Origin of the sequence: Gleimia sp. 6138-11-ORH1 (assembly GCF_024814355.1) — a bacterium.
Classification (GTDB): Bacteria; Actinomycetota; Actinomycetes; order Actinomycetales; family Actinomycetaceae; genus Gleimia.
Window position 1 is genome coordinate 379,313 of record NZ_JANUXV010000001.1, and the last position, 19,825, is coordinate 399,137.

General features: G+C 47.8%; 20 protein-coding genes. 14 read left to right on the forward strand and 6 right to left on the reverse strand.

Translation table 11 applies throughout. The features are described 5' to 3' along the window. Window positions 1-52 precede the first annotated feature (52 nt). The 3 genes from NXS08_RS01585 to NXS08_RS01595 all read left to right on the forward strand — a co-directional run bounded on the left by NXS08_RS01585 (window position 53) and on the right by NXS08_RS01595 (window position 3,499). The gene (locus NXS08_RS01585) at window positions 53-1,987 is read left to right on the forward strand and encodes a BCCT family transporter (RefSeq protein WP_259136435.1); all 1,935 of its coding nucleotides are present in this window, start codon (window positions 53-55) and stop codon (window positions 1,985-1,987) included. A gap of 86 nt (window positions 1,988-2,073) precedes the next feature. Next, complete coding sequence (locus NXS08_RS01590; RefSeq protein WP_259137346.1) at window positions 2,074-2,646, forward strand: carbonic anhydrase; 573 nt, start codon at window positions 2,074-2,076, stop codon at window positions 2,644-2,646. 1 nt (window position 2,647) lies between these two features. Continuing rightward, window positions 2,648-3,499: an arginase gene (locus NXS08_RS01595; protein ID WP_259136437.1), complete on the forward strand. Its 852-nt coding sequence runs from the start codon at window positions 2,648-2,650 to the stop codon at window positions 3,497-3,499. 45 nt (window positions 3,500-3,544) lie between these two features. Here NXS08_RS01595 and NXS08_RS01600 read toward each other — a convergent pair whose 3' ends face one another. After that, entirely contained in the window at window positions 3,545-5,014 is a 1,470-nt protein-coding gene (locus NXS08_RS01600) for a Mur ligase family protein (protein WP_259136439.1), read from the reverse strand. Between the two features lie 109 nt (window positions 5,015-5,123). On the opposite strand from NXS08_RS01600, the gene NXS08_RS01605 reads away from it, so the two are divergent. The 10 genes from NXS08_RS01605 (at window position 5,124) to uppS (ending at window position 14,619) form a co-directional block, all read left to right on the forward strand. Next, entirely contained in the window at window positions 5,124-5,993 is an 870-nt protein-coding gene (locus tag NXS08_RS01605) for a DUF3097 domain-containing protein (protein WP_259136441.1), read from the forward strand. 126 nt (window positions 5,994-6,119) lie between these two features. Beyond that, window positions 6,120-7,121: a heat-inducible transcriptional repressor HrcA gene (gene hrcA, locus NXS08_RS01610; protein WP_259136443.1), complete on the forward strand. Its 1,002-nt coding sequence runs from the start codon at window positions 6,120-6,122 to the stop codon at window positions 7,119-7,121. Between the two features lie 23 nt (window positions 7,122-7,144). Further along, entirely contained in the window at window positions 7,145-8,257 is a 1,113-nt protein-coding gene (locus NXS08_RS01615) for a J domain-containing protein (RefSeq protein WP_259136445.1), read from the forward strand. Window positions 8,258-8,296: 39 nt separating this feature from the next. Then, window positions 8,297-9,037, forward strand: a complete 741-nt coding sequence (locus NXS08_RS01620) for a 16S rRNA (uracil(1498)-N(3))-methyltransferase (RefSeq protein ID WP_259136448.1) — start codon at window positions 8,297-8,299, stop codon at window positions 9,035-9,037. A gap of 5 nt (window positions 9,038-9,042) precedes the next feature. Further along, window positions 9,043-10,086, forward strand: a complete 1,044-nt coding sequence (locus NXS08_RS01625; protein WP_259136451.1) for a PhoH family protein — start codon at window positions 9,043-9,045, stop codon at window positions 10,084-10,086. Continuing rightward, a complete protein-coding gene (gene ybeY / locus NXS08_RS01630; protein WP_259136465.1) occupies window positions 10,083-10,583 on the forward strand; it encodes an rRNA maturation RNase YbeY in 501 nt (166 codons plus the stop codon). Before NXS08_RS01625 ends, ybeY begins: the two co-directional genes overlap by 4 nt. 21 nt (window positions 10,584-10,604) lie before the next feature. After that, entirely contained in the window at window positions 10,605-11,930 is a 1,326-nt protein-coding gene (locus NXS08_RS01635; RefSeq protein WP_259136467.1) for a hemolysin family protein, read from the forward strand. After that, window positions 11,930-13,084, forward strand: a complete 1,155-nt coding sequence (gene era, locus NXS08_RS01640) for a GTPase Era (RefSeq protein ID WP_259136469.1) — start codon at window positions 11,930-11,932, stop codon at window positions 13,082-13,084. The genes NXS08_RS01635 and era overlap by 1 nt, the downstream gene beginning before the upstream one ends. Window positions 13,085-13,111: 27 nt before the next feature. Further along, a complete protein-coding gene (recO, locus tag NXS08_RS01645; protein WP_259136471.1) occupies window positions 13,112-13,834 on the forward strand; it encodes a DNA repair protein RecO in 723 nt (240 codons plus the stop codon). Window positions 13,835-13,851: 17 nt separating this feature from the next. After that, window positions 13,852-14,619 carry a polyprenyl diphosphate synthase gene (gene uppS, locus NXS08_RS01650; RefSeq protein WP_259136473.1) on the forward strand — a complete coding sequence of 256 codons (768 nt, stop codon included), beginning with the start codon at window positions 13,852-13,854 and terminating at the stop codon, window positions 14,617-14,619. Window positions 14,620-14,660: 41 nt separating this feature from the next. Here uppS and NXS08_RS01655 read toward each other — a convergent pair whose 3' ends face one another. From NXS08_RS01655 to NXS08_RS01675, 5 genes are read right to left on the reverse strand one after another with little or no spacing between them, the layout of a single operon-like run. Then, the gene (locus tag NXS08_RS01655; protein WP_259136475.1) at window positions 14,661-15,188 is read right to left on the reverse strand and encodes a hypothetical protein; all 528 of its coding nucleotides are present in this window, start codon (window positions 15,186-15,188) and stop codon (window positions 14,661-14,663) included. Between the two features lie 19 nt (window positions 15,189-15,207). Further along, a complete protein-coding gene (locus tag NXS08_RS01660) occupies window positions 15,208-15,606 on the reverse strand; it encodes a Fur family transcriptional regulator (protein ID WP_310546845.1) in 399 nt (132 codons plus the stop codon). A 34-nt stretch (window positions 15,607-15,640) separates the two neighbouring features. Further along, window positions 15,641-16,525 (reverse strand): metal ABC transporter permease, encoded by an 885-nt coding sequence (locus tag NXS08_RS01665; RefSeq protein WP_259136477.1) that lies wholly within the window; start codon window positions 16,523-16,525, stop codon window positions 15,641-15,643. Further along, window positions 16,518-17,204 carry a metal ABC transporter ATP-binding protein gene (locus tag NXS08_RS01670; RefSeq protein WP_259136479.1) on the reverse strand — a complete coding sequence of 229 codons (687 nt, stop codon included), beginning with the start codon at window positions 17,202-17,204 and terminating at the stop codon, window positions 16,518-16,520. The genes NXS08_RS01665 and NXS08_RS01670 overlap by 8 nt, the downstream gene beginning before the upstream one ends. Further along, window positions 17,195-18,226, reverse strand: coding sequence for a metal ABC transporter substrate-binding protein (locus tag NXS08_RS01675; protein ID WP_259136481.1), 1,032 nt, complete (start codon window positions 18,224-18,226; stop codon window positions 17,195-17,197). Before NXS08_RS01675 ends, NXS08_RS01670 begins: the two co-directional genes overlap by 10 nt. A 194-nt stretch (window positions 18,227-18,420) precedes the next feature. On the opposite strand from NXS08_RS01675, the gene NXS08_RS01680 reads away from it, so the two are divergent. Next, on the forward strand, window positions 18,421-19,812 hold the full coding sequence (locus NXS08_RS01680; RefSeq protein WP_259136483.1) for a glycine--tRNA ligase: 1,392 nt from the start codon (window positions 18,421-18,423) through the stop codon (window positions 19,810-19,812). Window positions 19,813-19,825: the final 13 nt, after the last annotated feature.

Sequence of the window (19,825 nt, forward strand, 5' to 3'; positions counted from 1 at the left end):
CAAGTAGACTTGCTATGTTTGAATTGACCATATTCCCGACTGTTAGGTATTTATGTCGTTAAAAGATAAGAGTTCTAAAAAACCTGATTTTATTGTTTCAAGCAAGGGCACTGCCTATCGGGCAGTTGATATTCTTAAAGACCTTGATGAATATCCTCATAATATTCACCCAGCTTTAGTACCTGGTGTATCTATCGATGACCAGAAGATCCGCTATGGAGTTGATAAGCCTCTTTTAGCAATGGTTGCGCTACTAATCATTGGGTTCATCACCTGGGGTGTAGTTGCTCCAGAGTCGGTATTAACTGTTTCTTCCACCGCTTTGAATTGGACGATGGAGAACTTAGGGTGGGTTTTCAACACCCTGGCTATGTTCCTTCCCATTTTCCTTTTGGTGATTGGCTTTTCCCGATTCGGAAAGATTCCTTTGGGCTTAGATGATGAAGAAGCACAGTATTCGACTTTGTCTTGGGCAGCTATGCTTTTTGGCGCTGGAATTGGGATTGGCATTATCTTCTTTGGTGCGTTAGAACCTCTCAGCTTCTATCTGTCGCCTCGTCCGGGCACTTATGAAGCAGCTACCGGTCCGGCCATAAAAGCGGCTTTGGCGCAATCAGCATTACACTGGGGGCCAACTGCCTGGGCATTTTACGGAATCGTTGGTTTAGCGATTGGCTACGTATCTTTCAGAAAAGGCCGTGTGCCTTTGATGTCATCCATTCTCACTCCAATTTTCGGAGGTGACTCCAGCAGCTTCTGGGCGCGCATGGTTGATGGAATGGCTATTATCGCTACTTTATTTGGTACCGCTGCTTCACTGGGAATCGGCGCTATGCAGATTACTTCCGGAGTGAAATTAGTATCCGGTTGGTCAGATTTAGGAAATGATTTCGCGATTGGCATTATCGTTATCTTAACTATTGGGACGATTATTTCTGCCGTCTCAGGGGTTGGAAAAGGGATTCGCCGTCTTTCCAACATTAACTTGGCATTAGCTGTTGCTTTAGCGTTATTCTTCTTCTTCGCCGGCCCAACTATTTTCATCATCACCATCCTTCCTGGTGTGATTGCGGAATACGCGAACCAGCTTCCTTCAATGGTGGGAGCAACCATGGTGGACTCGGCAGAAACCAAGGCTTTCCTGTCCGGTTGGACTACTTTCTACTGGGCATGGTGGGTTTCTTGGGCACCATTCGTGGGGATTTTTACCGCGAAAATTTCCCGAGGGCGAACCATTCGTCAGTTCGTTATGGGAGTGCTGTTTATCCCATCATCGATCATTATTATCGCTTTCACCTTCCTAGGTGGTACCGCTATTTTCAAGCAGCGTGAATACGGACTATTAGCTCCCGGAAATGACCTTAACGCACTGCCGCCTTCTGAAGAGGTTTTCTTCAAAGTGCTCGATTACCTGCCAGGATCTTGGATAATCGCTCCGGTAGTGATGGTTATGCTAGCAGTCTTTTTCATTACCTCTTCAGACTCTGCTTCCTTGGTGAACTCGCAGCTTTCCCAAAGAGGAAATCCAGAACCTAAACGCTGGATTACCGGTTTTTGGGCGGTTTTGATGGCTGGAATTGCCGTGGTAATTCTGCTGATGGGTGGGAAAACAGCCCTGTCAGGTTTGCAAAACCTGGTGACTATTTCTGCTCTACCTTTCAGTATCATTATCGTCTTAATGTGTTTCTCATTGGTGAAAGAACTTCGTAATGACCCGATGATGATTCGCGCTCACTATGAGCAGACGGCAATCTCTAATGCAGTTCGCTATGGGATTGAAGAACACGGAGATAACTTCGAACTTGCTATTGAACCAGTCGATCCTGAATCGGATCGCGGAGTTGGTAACGATTTCGATTCCACTTCCGAAGAATATACCGAGTGGTATCTGCGTACTGACGAGGACGGTAATCCGGTGGAATACGATTATGAGCAGGGTGCTTATATCGATCCTAAAACGGGTGAACCTGAAGCAAAAGATGAATAATCAATAAATTTCGGTTGGTTCCTTAGCCTCTCAAGGTAAGATGGGAACCAACCGAAATTTTTTTTGGAAGGGAACCTTTGAGTCAGATGGAACGTTTCTTAAACCGTAACCGAGCAGCAGTAAAAGCCAAAGAAGTATCCATTGACTTTTCAGCTTATAAACGGCAACAACTTTCCGAAGCGGGGCAAGCTCCACAACTGGTTTTAGTTTCCTGCTCTGACTCAAGAGTTATCCCTGAAGTTATTTTCAACTGTGAAATGGGGGACATCCTGGTTTCCCGTGGAGTCGGAAATACGGTTGGGCAATCACAGTACGCTACCATTTACTACGGAGTTTTTGATTTAGGAATTCGCACTATTGCAGTGCTGGGACACTCTGGGTGCGGTGCAGTCAGCGCCGCCTTAAAAGGAAATCAAGATCCCCATCTAGCGATTGCTGTAGAAGCAATCACCAGAGGAATTGACCCAAACCTAACTCAGCTTCCACAGACAAAAGAGGCAGTTGCTCAAGCAGCTAAAGAAAACGTACTATCTCAGGTTAAATGGTTAAACAAACAAGAGAATTTAGCTGCCCTGGTAGCCACCGGGCAGTTAAGTATTCACGGGTTGTATTACGATCAGGAAACCGGGCTAGTAGAAGAACTTTTTAATAGGAACTAACATGTTGCAGATCATCGGTTGTAATAATCATTTAGGTGAGCAAGCTCCCGGTATTGCAAGGAATCTAACTAGACTCTTTGAACTTAACCCGGCCCTTGAGCTAATTGTGGTTCCAGAAGAACAAAGAGAACCTAAGCGTAACGACCCGCGCCTGCGGAATCTAGAATCAGTTATCGCTACTTCTGAAACCCTGGCAGAAGTAGCCCAAACCCAGCTGGAAGCTGAACGCACTCCGATTAATATCCTCGGAGATCACGCAGCTTCAATGGGAACTGTAGCCGCTTCATCTACGCAAGTAGAAACTTTAGGAGTGATCTGGATTGACGCTCACGCTGATTTGAACGTGGAAACCACCACGCCCTCGGGAAATATACACGGAATGCCGGTAGCTGCATTACTGGGGCTCATGGAAACTCCGGAGTTGAATAACCTGCATTTTGAAGGCCCAAAATTAAAGCCTGAAAATATGGTTTACATCGGCTTACGTGACGTGGACCCAGGGGAGAAAGTTCTTTTAGAACAGCACAACATCATGCACTTTTACTGGGATGAAGTAGTCGCAAACGGTTTAGAAACCTGCCTGGAAAAGATTGTGGAACGCTTCCAAACCGTAGACAAAGTACACGTTTCCTTAGACTTAGATTCCATGGACCCCCAGCTTATCCCCGGAGTAAGTGTTCCAGTTAAAGGAGGACTAACTCCAGCACAAACCCACCAGATTTTGCGAACCCTAATTGAGCAAACTCCAGTTTGTGCGGTAGATATCGTCGAATATAACCCTCAGTTAGATAAAGACGATATTACCGCCCAATACGTGTTAGATACGTTAGAACTCTTAAAAGCATACTTCTAACCGGGAGCCACTTTAAGCTGAAAACTACGCTGCTTTAGGATAAGGCTAAGCCAATCCTAAAGCAGTTTTAGTTATCTCCACATCCGACGGATAAACCACTGCTTTCCCGTCGATCTTATGAGTAGTTTCATCCCCTTTACCAGCGAATAAAATCACCGTCTTCCCATCCACTAATGACAGGGCGTGCCGATAGGCAGCAACCCGATCATCAACTAAAGAAACGGGGGTTTCTTTAACGAAAGCAGCAATATCAGCTGAAATTTGCGGAACCGGCTCTGCGTTAGGATCTTCCATCGTTAAAATAATCTGATCCGCATGCGCATCAGCAACCTCAGCCAGATCTTGCCGGCGGTTATAAGCCTTATGTCCGGGACAACCAAAGATAATAATCTTCTTAAAACCCGGATACGACTGTTCACAAGATTGAAATAAACGCTCATAAGAAAGCCGATTATGCGCGTAATCCACAATCGTGACCAGATTAGGATCTGCGCCTACGAAAACTTCCATCCGCCCCGGCACTCGAATAGCCGCTAACGCCTGCCGGATAGTTTCAAAAGAAATCCCATAGTGACGGGCAACCGCAATCGCAGCTAACGCATTTTCTACGTTAAACAACCCAGAAATGCCCAGTTTAATAGGTTCGCCATTAACTGCAAATGCTACCGTATGACCATCAGTAGTGATGTTTTCAGCATAGAAATCCGCCTGCGGATCTTGAGTAGAAAAAGTGCTGAAAGGAATGCCCGCAGGAATTGCTTCTAAGACTTCGGAAAGCTCAGCAGAATCTAAGTTAATCACCAGGTGTTTAGCCTGGTTGAATAACTGCAGTTTCGAGTGGAAATAATCAGTAAAATCAGGGTGTTCAATAGCGGAAATATGGTCGGCGTCAATATTTAAGAAAACTCCCACATCGAAAGTAACCTCACCGACGCGATGATACTTCAACCCCTGGCTGGAAACCTCCATCGTCACATAGGGCAAACCACTTTGCGCCGCATTGGCAAAATGAGTGTGCAGTTCCAACGCTTCGGGAGTAGTTAAAGCAGATTCTTCATCTACTACTCCGTCATAAGTGTTAATGGAAGAAATAATTCCACTTACTTTCTGCTCAGCAGCTAACGAAGTATCTAAAATCTTCTGTAAGAAAACAGCGGTAGTTGATTTCCCCTTAGTGCCGGTAATCCCAGTTAAATTAAAGCTACGGTAAGCATGCTGATAGAAATTAGCTGCCAAAAGAGGCATAGCAACGCGAATATCGCTCACCTGAAAACAGGGAATATCAACTGGATAAACTTCTTCACTAACATAAGCCAAAGCACCCTTTTGAATAGCTTCTTCCAAGTAAGCCACATTAAACTTAGCGCCTTTACAAAAGAAAAGAGCCCCCGGCTGAACTGCCTTCGAGTTATAGGTTAGCTGAGTAAAATTTGCCTGCAGCTCAAACGCCGCGCGATTACATAAAAGTGAACCTAGTAGCTGGCGCACTTGGGAAACATTTAGTGAAAAACTCATAGCCTAATGTTACTACTGTCCTTAACTATCCTGCGTCAATCCGCTAAGAGAGTATCCGAAACGGTTATCCTAGGGGAAGCAAAGACGAACACAAAACAAAGGAAACACATTGATTGACCGTTACGGCCCGGACATTTTGAAACAGGATCCGCACCGAGAAGGAACTTTTGCCCACCGCCCTCGCAGCCAAAAAATCCCCGCAGAACCAGGACTGGTAGTTGAAGAACCCACCAGCGGATTCGTAGGAGCCGTAATCCGAGTGGAAAAAGCCGCCGGAATGTACCTAGTAGAGTTAGAAGACCGCCGCGGAAACCGGCGTTCATTCCCCCTGGGGCCCGGCTTTTGGGTAGACGGAAAACCCGTGGAACTAACTATCTATCAGGCGCCTAAAACTCCAGTTGGCAGGCAACGTACCGCTTCAGGATCGCGTGCAGTAACTGACATGAAAGCAAAAGTAGCGAAACTGTCCCGCATCTTCGTAGAAGGAACCCACGACGCTGAACTGGTAGAAAAAATCTGGGGTGACGATTTAAGAATCGAAGGAGTCCTGGTCGAATATCTCCAGGGCATAGATCACCTTGAAGAAATCCTCGCCAGATTTGCTCCCACTCCCACAGTTCGCGTTGGTGTGCTGGTAGACCACCTGGTGCCCGGCTCGAAAGAATCGCGGATTGCCGCGCAGGTAATGGGGCGCTGGCCCGAGGCCGTTAAAGTAGTGGGGCACCCATTTGTAGACATCTGGCAAGCAGTTAAACCCCACCGAGTGGGATTAACTGCTTGGCCCCACATTCCTAAAGGAAAAGACATTAAAGTAGGTACCTTGCAGGCTTTGGGCCTACCGGCAAATACGAAAGAAGATATTGGGCTGGGGTGGAAAGCAATCCTAAGCAGAGTTCGTAACTACCGAGATTTAGAACCAGAACTCTTAGGCAAAGTAGAGGAACTAATTGATTTCGTAACTGAACCACAGACGCACTAAAGATCAGTAGCATAAGCGGTGTGAAAACAGCCACCAGTTGCAGTGGATAACCCCTTGGAGTTAGCAGTCGCCCCTGCAGAGTGCTAGATTTGAAAAGGAACTACACATACGGGAAAGAGAGGGAAAATGAGCACTGCAGACCGTCGCTTAGACGTGCTACGCGCCATCGTTTCCGACTACGTATGTAACCGCGAACCAGTCGGTTCAAAAATGCTGGTAGAACGCTACGATTTAGGAGTCAGCCCAGCGACGATCCGCAATGACATGGCAGTCCTAGAAGAAGAAGGACTCATCTACCAGCCCCACACTTCCGCCGGTAGAGTACCCACCTTAGCGGGCTACCGCGTCTTTGTAGATAAACTTGCACAAATCAAACCCCTCTCAGCTCCAGAACGCAGAGCAATCGAGAGTTTCCTAGCAGACGCCCTCAGCGTTGACGACGTGATTGAACGCACCGTCCGTCTGATGGCGCAACTAACTAGACAAGTCGCAATCATTCAATACCCGCACTGCACGCAAACAAAAGTCCTCTGCCTAGAAATAGTGGAACTAGGGGACCAGCGACTAATGATCGTCCTCATCACCGACAACACCAATGTCGAAAGACGCACCCTCAACGCAATAACCGCAAACAGTGCTGAACTGGCCCAATTTAAACACGTGCTAAACCAGCTATGCATTGGAAAAGAACTGGCCCAAGTCCAAGAAATCCTGGGACAACACCTGCATACCTGGCCCTATGACTTCCAAAAACAAATCGCTCAAACCATTTTAGAACTAACGAAAGTAGAAGCAGAACAGCGACTAGTAATCGCCGGAACGGCGAACCTAGTCCGTGCCGAAACTGACTTCCAACACAGCATAGTACCGGTCCTAGACGCCCTCGAAGAACAAGTTGCCCTGCTTAGACTCATCTCCGGAGTGCAAACTGACCAAGTCAGAGTCTCAATCGGAAAAGAAAATCACCACGACGGACTGATAGAAACCGCGATTGTCGCCGGAAAATACGGGACAGAAACCACCTCCGCTCACCTCGCGGTAGTCGGGCCCGTACGCATGGACTATACCGCCGCCATGAGTACCGTGCAAAGCCTTTCTAACTACCTATCGCATTACCTAAAGAAATAAAAATAGAAAAGAAGAAGAAAACAGTGAACGAAGATTACTACGAAATCCTGGGTGTATCTAAAGACGCAAGCGCAGAGGAAATTAAAAAAGCCTACCGGAAGCTCTCTCGAAAACTACACCCAGATATCGCAGGTAAAGAAACTGAAGAAGAATTTAAAAAAGTAACCGTCGCCTACGACACCCTCTCTAACCCAGAAAAACGACGCGCCTACGATAGGGGAGGCATGCCGGGAATGGGAGGCATGGGCGGATTCGATTTCGGAGATATCTTTGAAACCTTCTTCTCTGCCGCGGGGATGGGGCCAATGGGAGGACCTACTCCCCGAGGCCGACGCGGCAAGGATATGCTCACCGCGATTGAACTAACCTTGGCAGAAATAACTTTCGGTACCCAAAAACAAGTTGAACTAAATACTCACGTAAAATGTGACACCTGCATGGGATCATGCTGCGCCCCAGGAACAACCGCAAAAACCTGTAGCAACTGCCAAGGCAGCGGAACCGTGCGGATGCAACAGCGCACCATTCTGGGCTCAGTAATGACTACCGCCGCTTGCCAAACCTGTGAAGGACACGGCACCGTCATCACCAACCCCTGCCCAGAATGTAACGGGCAGGGACGCCAAAGAGCAAAACGAACCATCACCGTTGACGTACCTGCCGGTGTAGAACACGGCACCCGAATCCGCCTGAGCGGACAGTCTGAAGCAGGGCCAGGCGGAGGAGCAGCTGGTGACCTCTACGTAGAAATCCACGAAAAGAAAGACCCAATCTTTACCAGGGTCGGGGCTGACCTAATCGCCACCGTAAGTATTCCATTTACCGCCGCCATCTTAGGCACCCAAATTGAGTTAGAAACGCTAGATGGAAAACGCACAATCGACGTACCCGCAGGAAGCCAACCATTCGATGAAATTGTGTTAGAAAACCTGGGAGTCACGCGCCTACACCGCAACACCCGCGGCCACTTGCGAATCAAACTTAATATCGAAACTCCCCGGAAACTAACCGAAGAAGAAAAGAACCTGATCAGACAATTTGCTACCCTCCGCGGAGAAGACCGCGTAGAAGCAAAACCAGTACAGGACGGCTCAGGATTCTTTGCCTCCTTAAAAGAAAAGTTCGCGAACTTTTAAACCACCGCCAACCGCCTCAACTTTTCAAAGGGAACTTAGATGACCGCGCCAGTTTACTTCCATGAGCCACTAGATGCTGCGCAAATTGGAGAACTTTTCACCTTCACCGGAGCAGAAGCCCACCACGCAACCGTGATGCGCGTCCAAACCGGAGAAGAAATCCACCTGGTAGATGGAAAAGGGACTCGTCTTAAAGGAGAAGTAGTTAGCAGCGCAGAAAAAAGCGTCACCTTAAAAGTACTTAACCTAGTTATTGAACCAGTAGCAAAGCCACAACTTACCCTGGTCCAGGCACTTGCCAAAGGAGGGCGCGATGAACAGGCCATTGAAAGTGCCACAGAAGTTGGAGTTGATGCAGTAATAGCCTGGCAATCCCAACGCGCAATCGTCAAATGGGAAGGCAAAAAACAAGTTAAACAACTTGAAAAATGGTTAAACCTGTTAAAAAGCGCCAGCAAACAAGCTCGCCGTAGCCGGATTCCCAGCGTTGCCTACGCCGGAGGAACCAAAGAACTGCTTACTAAACTTGGAGAAACCAAACTGCTGGTATTACACGAAAGCGGTGAAAAAAGTTTAGAAGAAATCGAAACCGCCTGGTTTGAAACTGAAAAGATTGCCTTAATCGTTGGTCCCGAAGGAGGCCTTACCGAAGCAGAGCTAACTGCTTTCGCCCAGGCCGGCGCCCAAATAGTGCGAATCGGTAACACTGTTATGCGTTCATCCACAGCTGGAACCGTGGCTATTGCCCTCGTGAATTACCGCAGCGGACGGTACAATTAGAGTTAATGAGTATCGAACAAACACCTGAAGTTGAATTAGAATACGACCGGTCAGTTACTACTACCGTTACTATTCCACAAAACCTTGACCCCGTAACGGTTTTAGGTGCCTCCGACCAAGTTCTGGCGAGCCTAGAAAAAGGCTTTCCCGGAGTCAGCGTCCACGCCCTCGGAAATGAAATCACTATCAGCGGAAGCGCTGCCAACGTAGCAACTGTAGCTGACCTGGTAAAAGAACTCATTTCCCTAGCTCGTTCAGGACAGTACCTGAACTCAGATACAGTTGAACACGCAATTGGGCTACTGGCGCAAACTGGCACCGCCCCCGCATTAACTGAATCAATCCTAAACGTCCGCGGCAGAGTAATTAGAGCAAAAACTGCCGGACAGCAACGCTACGTGGAAATGATTGCCGAAAATACCATCGTTTTCGGGATCGGGCCAGCTGGAACAGGCAAAACCTACCTGGCTATGGCAATGGCAGTAAACGCCTTATTAACCGGGCAAGTCAGGCGAATAATCCTCACCCGCCCAGCAGTGGAAGCCGGCGAATCCCTGGGATTTCTACCCGGCACCTTAACTGAGAAAATCGACCCATATTTACGCCCCCTTTACGACGCGCTCAATGACATGGTGGATGCAGAAGCCCTCCCACGTCTATTAGCCGCAGGGACAATTGAAGTAGCTCCCTTAGCGTATATGCGTGGGCGCACCTTAAACGACGCTTTCATTATCTTAGATGAAGCCCAAAACACCACCCAAGCGCAGATGAAAATGTTTCTTACGCGACTGGGTTTTCGTTCCAAAGTTGTAGTCACCGGGGACTCCTCTCAAATCGACCTACCGGGGAACACGAAATCTGGCTTACAAACGGCCTACGATATCCTCCAAGGAATCGACGGAATCGAATTCTGCGCGCTTTCTTCTGCTGACGTGGTACGGCACCGGCTAGTGGGGGATATTATCGACGCTTACCAACGCTGGGATGAACAGCATCCCCAACCTGAATACAGAGCCTCAGGTAGAGGCAGCTACCGGAGGAAAACATGAGCATTGAAGTAGTTAATGAAACAGCAGAAACCCTTAACTTAGATGAGTTCCGAGCGGTAGCTGAATACGTCCTAGGACAAATGCACGTTTCTGCCGAAGCTGAACTGGCAATCATGTTCATTGACCCCGAGCCAATGGAAGAACTGCACTTAAAGTGGATGGATCTACCCGGGCCAACTGACGTAATGAGCTTTCCCATGGACGAACTGCGCCCCGGACAGCCTGGAAGAGTAACCCCACCGGGAACCTTAGGTGACATTGTTATCTGCCCCCAAGTTGCTGCCAACCAAGCACTCCAAGCAGGACACGCTGCCGTAGAAGAAATGCTGCTTCTTACCGTACACGGGATCCTACATTTGCTTGGCTACGACCACTTAGAAGCCGAAGAAGAAAAAGTAATGTTTGCGCTTCAGCGGAAGCTGCTACTCACCTTCTTAGCGCAACGCCCCGGCAAAGTCACTATTGACCCTCCTTTAACAGGCAAACTTACCGATTAAACGAAAGCAGTAAATAATTTTATGGAAAGCACACCCCTTGGGTTTTTAATCGTACTTTCACTTATCGCCATGGTTGTCGCCGGTATTTCGGTTGCAGCGGAAAGTGCTCTACAAAGGCTCTCTCACGCTGCGGTAGATGACCTGGTTGAAGCTTCACTACCACGAGCAAAACGTCTGGAAATCTTAATTGATGATCGCAAACGCACCATCGTAACCACCCGTTCTTGGCGTTTAATCTTCCAAACCCTTTTCACCATCGCCACCACCTTAATCGTTGCCTCATTCTTCACCGCCTGGTGGGCGATTTTAGGCATTGCCATCATCATTAACTGGCTCCTAGTCGCAGTATTTATTGCTTTTATTCCCAACCGGATTTCTTTACGCAACCCAGAAGCTGTGGCCCTTTGGCTCACCCCCCTTTTAGAAACTTACTTAGCCGGCTCTAAAATGTGGGATCCCCTGGTACGGATTTTTGCAAGATTCCTTCCCGCCAGTGAACAAACCGTTGCAGAAGCACGCGCTGAAATGGTTGAAGAAATGCGAGAAGTTGTTGATGAAGTGGGAGAAACCACCGGTTTTGAAGAAGAAGATCGGGTTATGTTACGTTCCGTCTTTGAACTGGGACATACCCTGGTACGTGAAGTAATGGTGCCGCGTACAGAAATGGTAACCATGGGGGCAGAAGCATCCTTAGATGAAGCACTCGACCTTTTCGTAACTTCTGGCTACTCCCGTATTCCAGTGATTGAAGACGATATCGACGATATTGTAGGCATCATCTACTTTAAAGACGTAGTCTCGCGATTACGACGCCGCCCTGAGGATAGGCAGATTCCAGTTAGAAATGCCTGTCGTGAACCTAAGTTCGTACCAGAAATGGTGCTAGCTGATGACCAGCTCCGCCAAATGCAAGCCGACCGAGTCCACCTGGTACTGGTGGTAGATGAATACGGTGGCGTAGCTGGCTTAATCACCATTGAAGATTTACTTGAAGAAATCGTTGGTGAACTCACTGACGAACACGATCGTAACGTAATGGAACCAGAGGAAATCAGCCCCGGAGTGTGGCGGGTCCCCGCCCGCTTCTCACTATGGGAACTGGGAGAACTTTTAGGGATTGAACTAAGAGACGAAGACGTGGATTCCGTGGGGGGACTTTTAGGTAAAGTCCTTGGAAAAGTGCCGCTTCCAGGTGATCACGGGGAGACTGAAGAAATTGAAATCACCGCTGATGAAACTATTGGACGCCGCCAACTGGGAACTGTTGTGGCAAAGCTCCGCACCCCCAAAACTGAACCTGAATCGACAGAAGAATCTAAAAACAGGTTAGAAAGTGAAACAAACTAATGCATTTTCCCTCCGATGATGAACTAATGGCGGGCCCAAACGCGCTGGAAGATCTGGGATTAGAATTTGACGACACCGCCATTGAAGCCTATGAAATTAGCGGAACTCTACCCGTAAAAGAAACCGACGAAGCCGAAGAAGAAACCGCTGAAGCTGAAGAAGAAACCGCTGAAGCCGAAGAAGAAACCACTGAAGCTGTAGAAGAAACCACTGAAACCGAACAAGACGGATTAGTTAAACTTGACTATACCGCAGATTTCAAAGCTGGGTTTGTTGCCATTGTAGGCCGACCAAATGTAGGTAAATCAACACTTACCAACGCTTTAGTAGGCTCAAAAATTGCGATTACCTCAATGCGACCAGAAACTACCCGACACAACGTGCGCGGGGTAGTACACGGAGAGGACTTCCAGCTGGTCATCGTCGATACACCCGGATACCACCGCCCTCGAACACTCCTGGGGCGACGCTTAAACGAAATGGTCAGAGAATCACTGGCAGAAGTTGATGTGGTTGTCTTTTGCCTACCCAGCGACCAAAAAGTTGGCCCCGGGGATGAATTTATAGCCCGCCAGTTACGCGGGCTGCGCACTCCGGTAATTGCGGTAGCTACCAAAGCTGACAAAGTAAAACCAGAACGAATGCTCGAACACCTCCAAGATATTGACAAACTGGGAGAATTTGTTGAAATCGTGCCGGTATCCGCACACAAAAATCAGCAGATCGATACGCTCATTAAAGTTCTGGCGGAGCGAATGCCTAAATCACCACCGCTTTATCCACGGGATATTTATTCCGATGAGCCACGGGACGTAATGATTGCGGAACTAATCAGAGAAGCTGCTCTAGAGGGCGTGCGCGACGAACTGCCGCACTCCTTAGCTGTACAGGTTGAAGAAGTTGTTGAACGGAAACCAAAACCTGGGCAAAAGCATCCTCCCATGCTGAATATCCACGTTAATCTTTTCGTAGAACGTGACTCCCAAAAAGCCATCATTATCGGTAAAGGTGGGTCGCGTCTAAAACAAGTAGGTACTAAAGCGCGATTGGCAATTGAAGAACTGCTTAAACGTAGGGTTTACCTGGATCTCCACGTGCGCACCGCTAAAGATTGGCAGTCAGATCCTAAAATGCTCGGTAGGTTAGGTTTCTAACCGGAGATTTAACTTAAGGCAACTGGAGTGAAAACATACCGGGATGAAGCGATCGTTCTGCGCACACAAAAACTGGGGGAAGCAGATCGGATTATTACTTTACTTACGCACCATCACGGTTTGAAAAGAGTAGTTGCTAAAGGAATCCGGCGGACTTCATCTAAATTTGGGGCACGCTTAGAACCTTTCACCGTGGTGGACGCGCAAATTCATTTAGGGAGAAGTTTAGATGTTCTCACCCAAGTTGCGGCGATTCGCTTATACGGGATGGAGATCGCCCAGGACTACGACAAGTATACGCGTGCTTGTGTGATGGTAGAAGCGGCAGAGCGCTTAAGTGAAGATGATGCCAGCCCACAAATGTATTTGCTGCTTTTAGGGGCACTTCACGCTTTAGGGAAGGCCCGCTATCCGGCAGATTTAGTGATGAACTCTTTTCTGCTTCGGGCAATGGCTTTATCTGGCTGGGCACCCTCATTTTGGGATTGTGCGCTTTGTGATACTACTGGCCCACACACTCACTTTAACGTACAGTCAGGTGGGGCAGTGTGTAGTCAGTGCCGTCCAGCTGGTTCAACTGCTCCGGCTGCGCAAACTATGCTGTTACTTGGTGACTTACTTTCTGGTGACTGGGAAAGTGCAGTTAGTAGTGAAGATTTTACGCGGAGAGAAGCCGGTTCGATAGTGGCTGCCTGGGTGCAGTGGAATTTAGAGCGGAGGATTATTTCTTATTCCTCCTTACAGCGTTGATAGGGTAGATTTTAACTATGACTGGATTGATTCTTCCCCCGGGAGCCGGAGAGCTGAAAGCTCCGCAAATCAGCGGAGTTCCCAAACACGTCGCAATTATTATGGACGGGAATGGGCGGTGGGCGAATGAACGTGGCCTGCCGCGCACAGAAGGGCACCGCCAGGGGGAAATCGCATTAATGGATACGATTGCCGGAGCGGTTGAAATTGGGGTAAAAGAACTAACAGTTTACGCTTTTTCTACAGAGAACTGGAAGCGTTCTCCTGCTGAAGTGAAGTTCCTAATGGGATATTCGCGTGATGTGATCCGTCGGCGGGCTGCGCAGCTGCATAGTTGGGGAGTGCGTATAAACTGGTGGGGGCGGCGTCCTCGGCTTTGGAAATCTGTGATTACCGAGTTAGAAAAAGCGCATCAGCTTACCCGGGAAAATACTCGGTTAGATTTTAATATGGCTGTTAATTACGGGGGGCGCGCTGAAATCACGGATGCAGTGAATCAGATTACTCGTGAGGTGGCTGCGGGCAGTTTACAAGCCGGTCATATTACCGAGGGCGTTTTTGGGAAACGTCTTTATGGTAAGGGAACTGATGTAGACCTGTTAATCCGTACCGGTGGGGAACAGCGGATTTCTAATTTTCTGCTTTGGCAGTGTGCTTACGCTGAGTTTATGTTTAATCCGGTTGCCTGGCCGGAGTATCGGCGGGAAACTCTATGGGACGATATTTTAGCTTTCACCGGGCGCGAACGCCGTTTCGGGACTGCGCAGGATAAGGTAACTGGTTAAGAACAGTTTAGTGGACTGCGGTACTTGGGAGCTGAAGTAGTTTAGTTTTCAATCTGCGTTGCGTGTATTTTGGCTGCTTTATACCGGCGAATGGTGAATAGAACTGTGATGACTAGTACCGCTAAAGTAGCTAAGATTGCCCAGGTTTTCCCAAGGATAGCGGCTTCACCAGTTTTTATAATCGATAGGGTTACTGTCGCGTAAAGAAATGCCCAGGCAAGGTATCCGGGGATTGCAGTTAGGGTGTAGAGGAGCCAATTTAATTTAACAACTCCGGCTCCGGCGTGAATGATAGTTTGAATCCCGATGGTAAGAAATGACAGGGGGATAACAATGAGTCCCCAGCGATCAACCATATCAACCCCGTGTTGGACGGAAGCTCCTTCTAACCAACGGTGGGTACGTTGTATAAATAGGTTTTTAGAATTAGTTGAACCGATAATAACACCGGTGGTGACTAACCGGGCTAACCAGTAGGTTCCTTGGGAACGAAAGAAAACCACGCCGGTGAGGAAGGCAACTAAAATAGGGAAAGGGCCTTCAGAGATAAACTGGGGAACGCCGTGCATTAAACTACTCAATCAGCTTTTATTTCGAACAATCTGCGCATAAGCCAAAGACTTCGATGGAATGCTCTAGGTTAGTGAAACCGTATTCTTGACCTACTGTGTGAACCCAGTTTTCAACGATTTTTGCTTCAATTTCTTCAGAGCGTAAGCATTGGCGACAGACCAGATGGTGATGATGTTTTCCCTGTTCGCAGCGTCGGTAGAGGGCTTCTCCGTCGGGGCTCATCAGTACATCGACTTCATTTTCTTCAGCCAGGGCGCGGAGGTTGCGGTAAACCGTTGCTAAGCCAATTTTAGCGTTAGTTTGCAAAAGTTCTTCGTGAATGCGTTGCGCAGATCTGAAATCGGCGCGGCCTTCTAAAATTTCAATTACTGCTTGCCGCTGTTTGGTGACGCGTTTTTGTGTTTCAGCCATCATACCCCAACTTTCATAAGACATTTCTTATCATAGCCTAAATTCGTTTAAAGAGTGTTCTAAGTAGGTGCGCTCCGCCGTAGAGGAAAATTGTAAAGACCACAATGGTAGCTCCAGGGGAAACGTCAAAGAAATATGTGAAAACCAAGCCAGTTACAGCTACTGTTGCGCCAATAAACATCGCTAAAGAAAGAGTCCTTTTAAATGAGGTAGTAACCACCTGCGCAGTAGCAACCGGAACAATCATCAGAGCAGAGATTAGTAAAGAACCAACTACTCGCATGGAGATGGCCACTGTGAAAGCCGCTAAAACTGCGATTAAAAGATTAAGCGAACGAACTGGAAGGCCCGAGGCTTTGGCAAATTCTTCATCATTACAAACTGCATAAAGAGCAGGGGAAAGCCCTAAACCGATAGTAAGAATAATGGTTGCTAAGCCCACCGTAGTCCACACATCGAACTTTGAAACAGATGCCAGCGAACCAAATAAGTACGAGTTAAGCTGGGAAGAAGTTCCTCCGGCGAATCCGATTAGCAAAACGCCTCCGGCAATCCCGCCATAGAACAAAATAGCTAATGCCACATCGGATTCAGTTTTGCCGCTAAGTCGGATTATTTCCAGGACAACTGCTCCGATTAAAGAAACTATGAGGGCACCGGGGATTGCTAAAGTCTCCGGAGTGGTTAGGTTTAAGAAAGTGCCTGTTAGCCACCCTAAAGCAACACCGGTTAAGGCTACGTGTCCGATTCCATCACCTAGCATAGCCAGTTTACGTTGCACCAGGTAGGTTCCAATTACTGGGGCGCATACCCCAACTAAAGCGGCCACTAAGAGACTGCGTTGCATTAGTGGACTGCTTAGCATAGTGGTCAGGGCATCAAAAAGTGTAGCTGGTGAGCTGGGGAAAAGATCTTTAATCATCAAGTTCACCTGGTTTCCACTGGGTTTTATCAGCTATGATTTGGCCATCTTTAATGCGGATCACTCTATCTAGAACTTTTTCGAGGGCGCCCAGTTCATGTAAAACCATGATGACAGTTTTTCCTTGGGCTTTAAGATTGCCAACTAGCTGCGCCAGGTTTTGGGCGCTTTTTAGGTCGATTCCTGAAAGGGGCTCGTCCATGAGGAGAAGTTCGGGGGAACGCATGAGAGAACGGGCGATTAAGACTCTTTGTTGCTGTCCGCCAGAGAGTTGATTAAACGGTGAGTGAAGCCGATGTTCCATTTCAACTTCAGCTAGTTTGGAGTTGGCTATTTCTTTTACTTTGCGCGGGAAAAATAATCTACCTGCGGTTAAGGCACCGGAGCAGACGACCTCTAAGACGGTGGATTGGACACCTGGCTGGATGGCAATTCGTTGAGGTACGTAGCTGAGGGTTTCCCAGTCCCAGTTTGGTTTAGTTTTTCCAAAAACAGTTACCTCTCCGGTAGAGGGAATGATGTTTAGGATCGCTTTAAGGAGGGTTGATTTTCCGGATCCGTTTGCGCCTGTAATAGCAACGATCTGCCCGGCCGGAACCGAAAAAGTCATTCCGTGGATAACTTCATGGTTGCCGTACCGGACAGAAAGATGTTTGACGCTTAAGGCGTTTACTGGCAATTTTGTCCCTTTTTCAGTGTTTCCAGATTTTTGCGCATCAGTTGCAGATAGTCAGTTGTCGGGTCGTTTTGGGTAGCGATGGGATCTAAAACAGCAATTTCGATTCCCAGGTCGTTGGCCAGGGCTTCGATTACCCGCGCGGATACATTTACTTCAAGGTAAATCGTTTTTACCCCGTTTTCTTTAATGACGCGTTTTACTTCTTCTACTCGTGCGACTGAGGGAGTTACCTCTGGGTCCAGCCCGGAAACCCCAACTTGGGTAAGTCCGGTTTCATTTGCCAGGTAGCCGAATGCTTCGTGAGAAACTACAAAGGTTTTAATTTCACATTTGTGGAAGTCGGTATGAATTTCTTCGGCCAGCTGATTGAGGTCAGCTTCAAGTCTTTTTGCGTTTTCTTGATATTGGGTGGCATTGGCCGGGTCAATTTTCACTAAAAACGCGGTTAGTTCATGGGTGGCTTTAACCATTTGATGCGGGTCGAGCCAAAAATGTGGATCTAGAGAGGTTTTTGCATCAGTATGCTTATGGTCGTGATCATGTCCGTGGTCATGGTCGTGAGCGTGACCTTCGATTAGATTAAGAGCTGTGGAGATATCTAAAATTCGTGGGTTTTGTGACTGTGCAGCTGCGTCATCAACTGCGTTTTGGAAACCGCTTAAATAAATGACGGCGTCAGCTTGATCTAATTCAGCAACTGTTTTGGGTGATAGTTCCAGGCTGTGTGCGTCCACTCCTGGGCCGGTAAGTGAGGATGCCGCTAGTTTTTCTCCAACGATGCGTTCTACCAGGTATTGAAGTGGGTAAATTGAAGTTTTTACTTTCAATGCTTGCAGTGGATCGCGGTTTGGGATAGGTTCTGCGTGGGCAACGGTATGTGTAGTTGCTTTGTCATGAGAGTGCTCTCCCGAGTGCGAATCCTGTTGGTTAGGAGAATTCGTTGCGCACCCTGCAAGTGCTAAGGCAGAGGTAGCTAAGCAGGTAATTAGGGTTGCTTTTAGAGAAACTTTTTTCGTATTCATAATGACAATCATTGTCGATAAGTGTAGGTAGTGCAAGCCGAAATAACAAAATACTACAGAACGTACTATAAATCGCAAAATAGGCTACTTACTTACAGAGAGTAGTCCCAGGAACTGAGAAAACACCTGGTAAACTTGAACAGAAATCCACATCAGCCAGATGTGGCCGGATACCTTATAGAAGGAGCATAAACATGGCAGGTGCGCCATCACGCCTCGACGCAGTTATTAATTTGGCTAAACGTCGAGGTTTTGTCTACCCCTGTGGAGAAATCTATGGTGGAACTCGTTCAGCCTGGGACTACGGGCCGTTAGGCGTTGAACTGAAAGAGAACATTAAGAAAGCCTGGTGGTCTCGGGTAGTTCGCCAACGCGAAGACGTTGTTGGTTTGGACTCTTCAGTAATTTTGCCTCGCCAGGTATGGGAAGCATCCGGTCACGTTACAGCCTTTACTGACCCACTTACGGAATGTTTATCCTGCCATAAGCGCCTGCGTCAAGATAACTTGGTAGAAGAATACGCAGAAAAGAAGGGTGTTTCCGAAACGGAAGTATCCATGGAAGCAATTGCCTGCCCTAACTGTGGTACCCGTGGACAATGGACTGAACCACGTGCATTCTCAGGACTATTAAAAACCTTCCTGGGTCCTGTAGATGATGAATCTGGATTGCATTACATGCGTCCAGAAACTGCGCAGGGTATCTTCGTGAATTACGCTAACGTGATGACTTCGGCTCGGAAAAAACCACCCTTTGGTATTGGGCAGATTGGTAAATCTTTCCGTAACGAAATTACTCCAGGTAACTTCATCTTCCGCACCCGCGAATTTGAACAGATGGAATTAGAGTTTTTCGTAGCCCCAGGGACTGACGAAGAATGGCATCAATACTGGATTGATGAACGTTTGGCTTGGTACACCGATTTAGGGATCGATCCAAAGAACTTACGTCTGTACGAACACCCGCAAGAAAAACTCTCCCACTACTCTAAGCGCACTGTAGATATTGAATACACCTTCGGTTTCCAAGGCTCTGAATGGGGAGAACTTGAGGGAATCGCTAACCGCACAGATTACGATTTAAGTACTCACGCGGAAATTTCCGGGGCAAAATTAGACTATTTTGATCAGGAAAAGAACGAGCGGTGGACCCCTTACGTGATTGAACCCTCTGCTGGTTTAACCCGTTCTCTCATGGCTTTCCTAATCGAAGCCTACACCGAAGATGAGGCTCCTAACGCTAAGGGTGGAGTGGATAAGCGTGTAGTTTTGAAACTAGACCCTCGTTTAGCTCCAGTTAAGGTAGCGGTATTCCCACTTTCTAAGAAGGAAGAACTCACTGGCCCAGCCAAAGAACTGGCAGCGCAGCTGCGTAAACGTTGGAATGTGGAATATGATGATGCGGGTGCAGTGGGTCGCCGCTACCGTCGTCAAGACGAAATTGGTACCCCATATTGTATTACCTACGACTTTGATTCCAATGAAGATGGAGCGGTTACGATTCGTGACCGTGACACCATGGAACAGGTGCGCATTAAGCTAGATGAGGTAGAAGATTACCTACTTAAGCGCCTTCCACTAGCTTAATTGCGCTTTTATG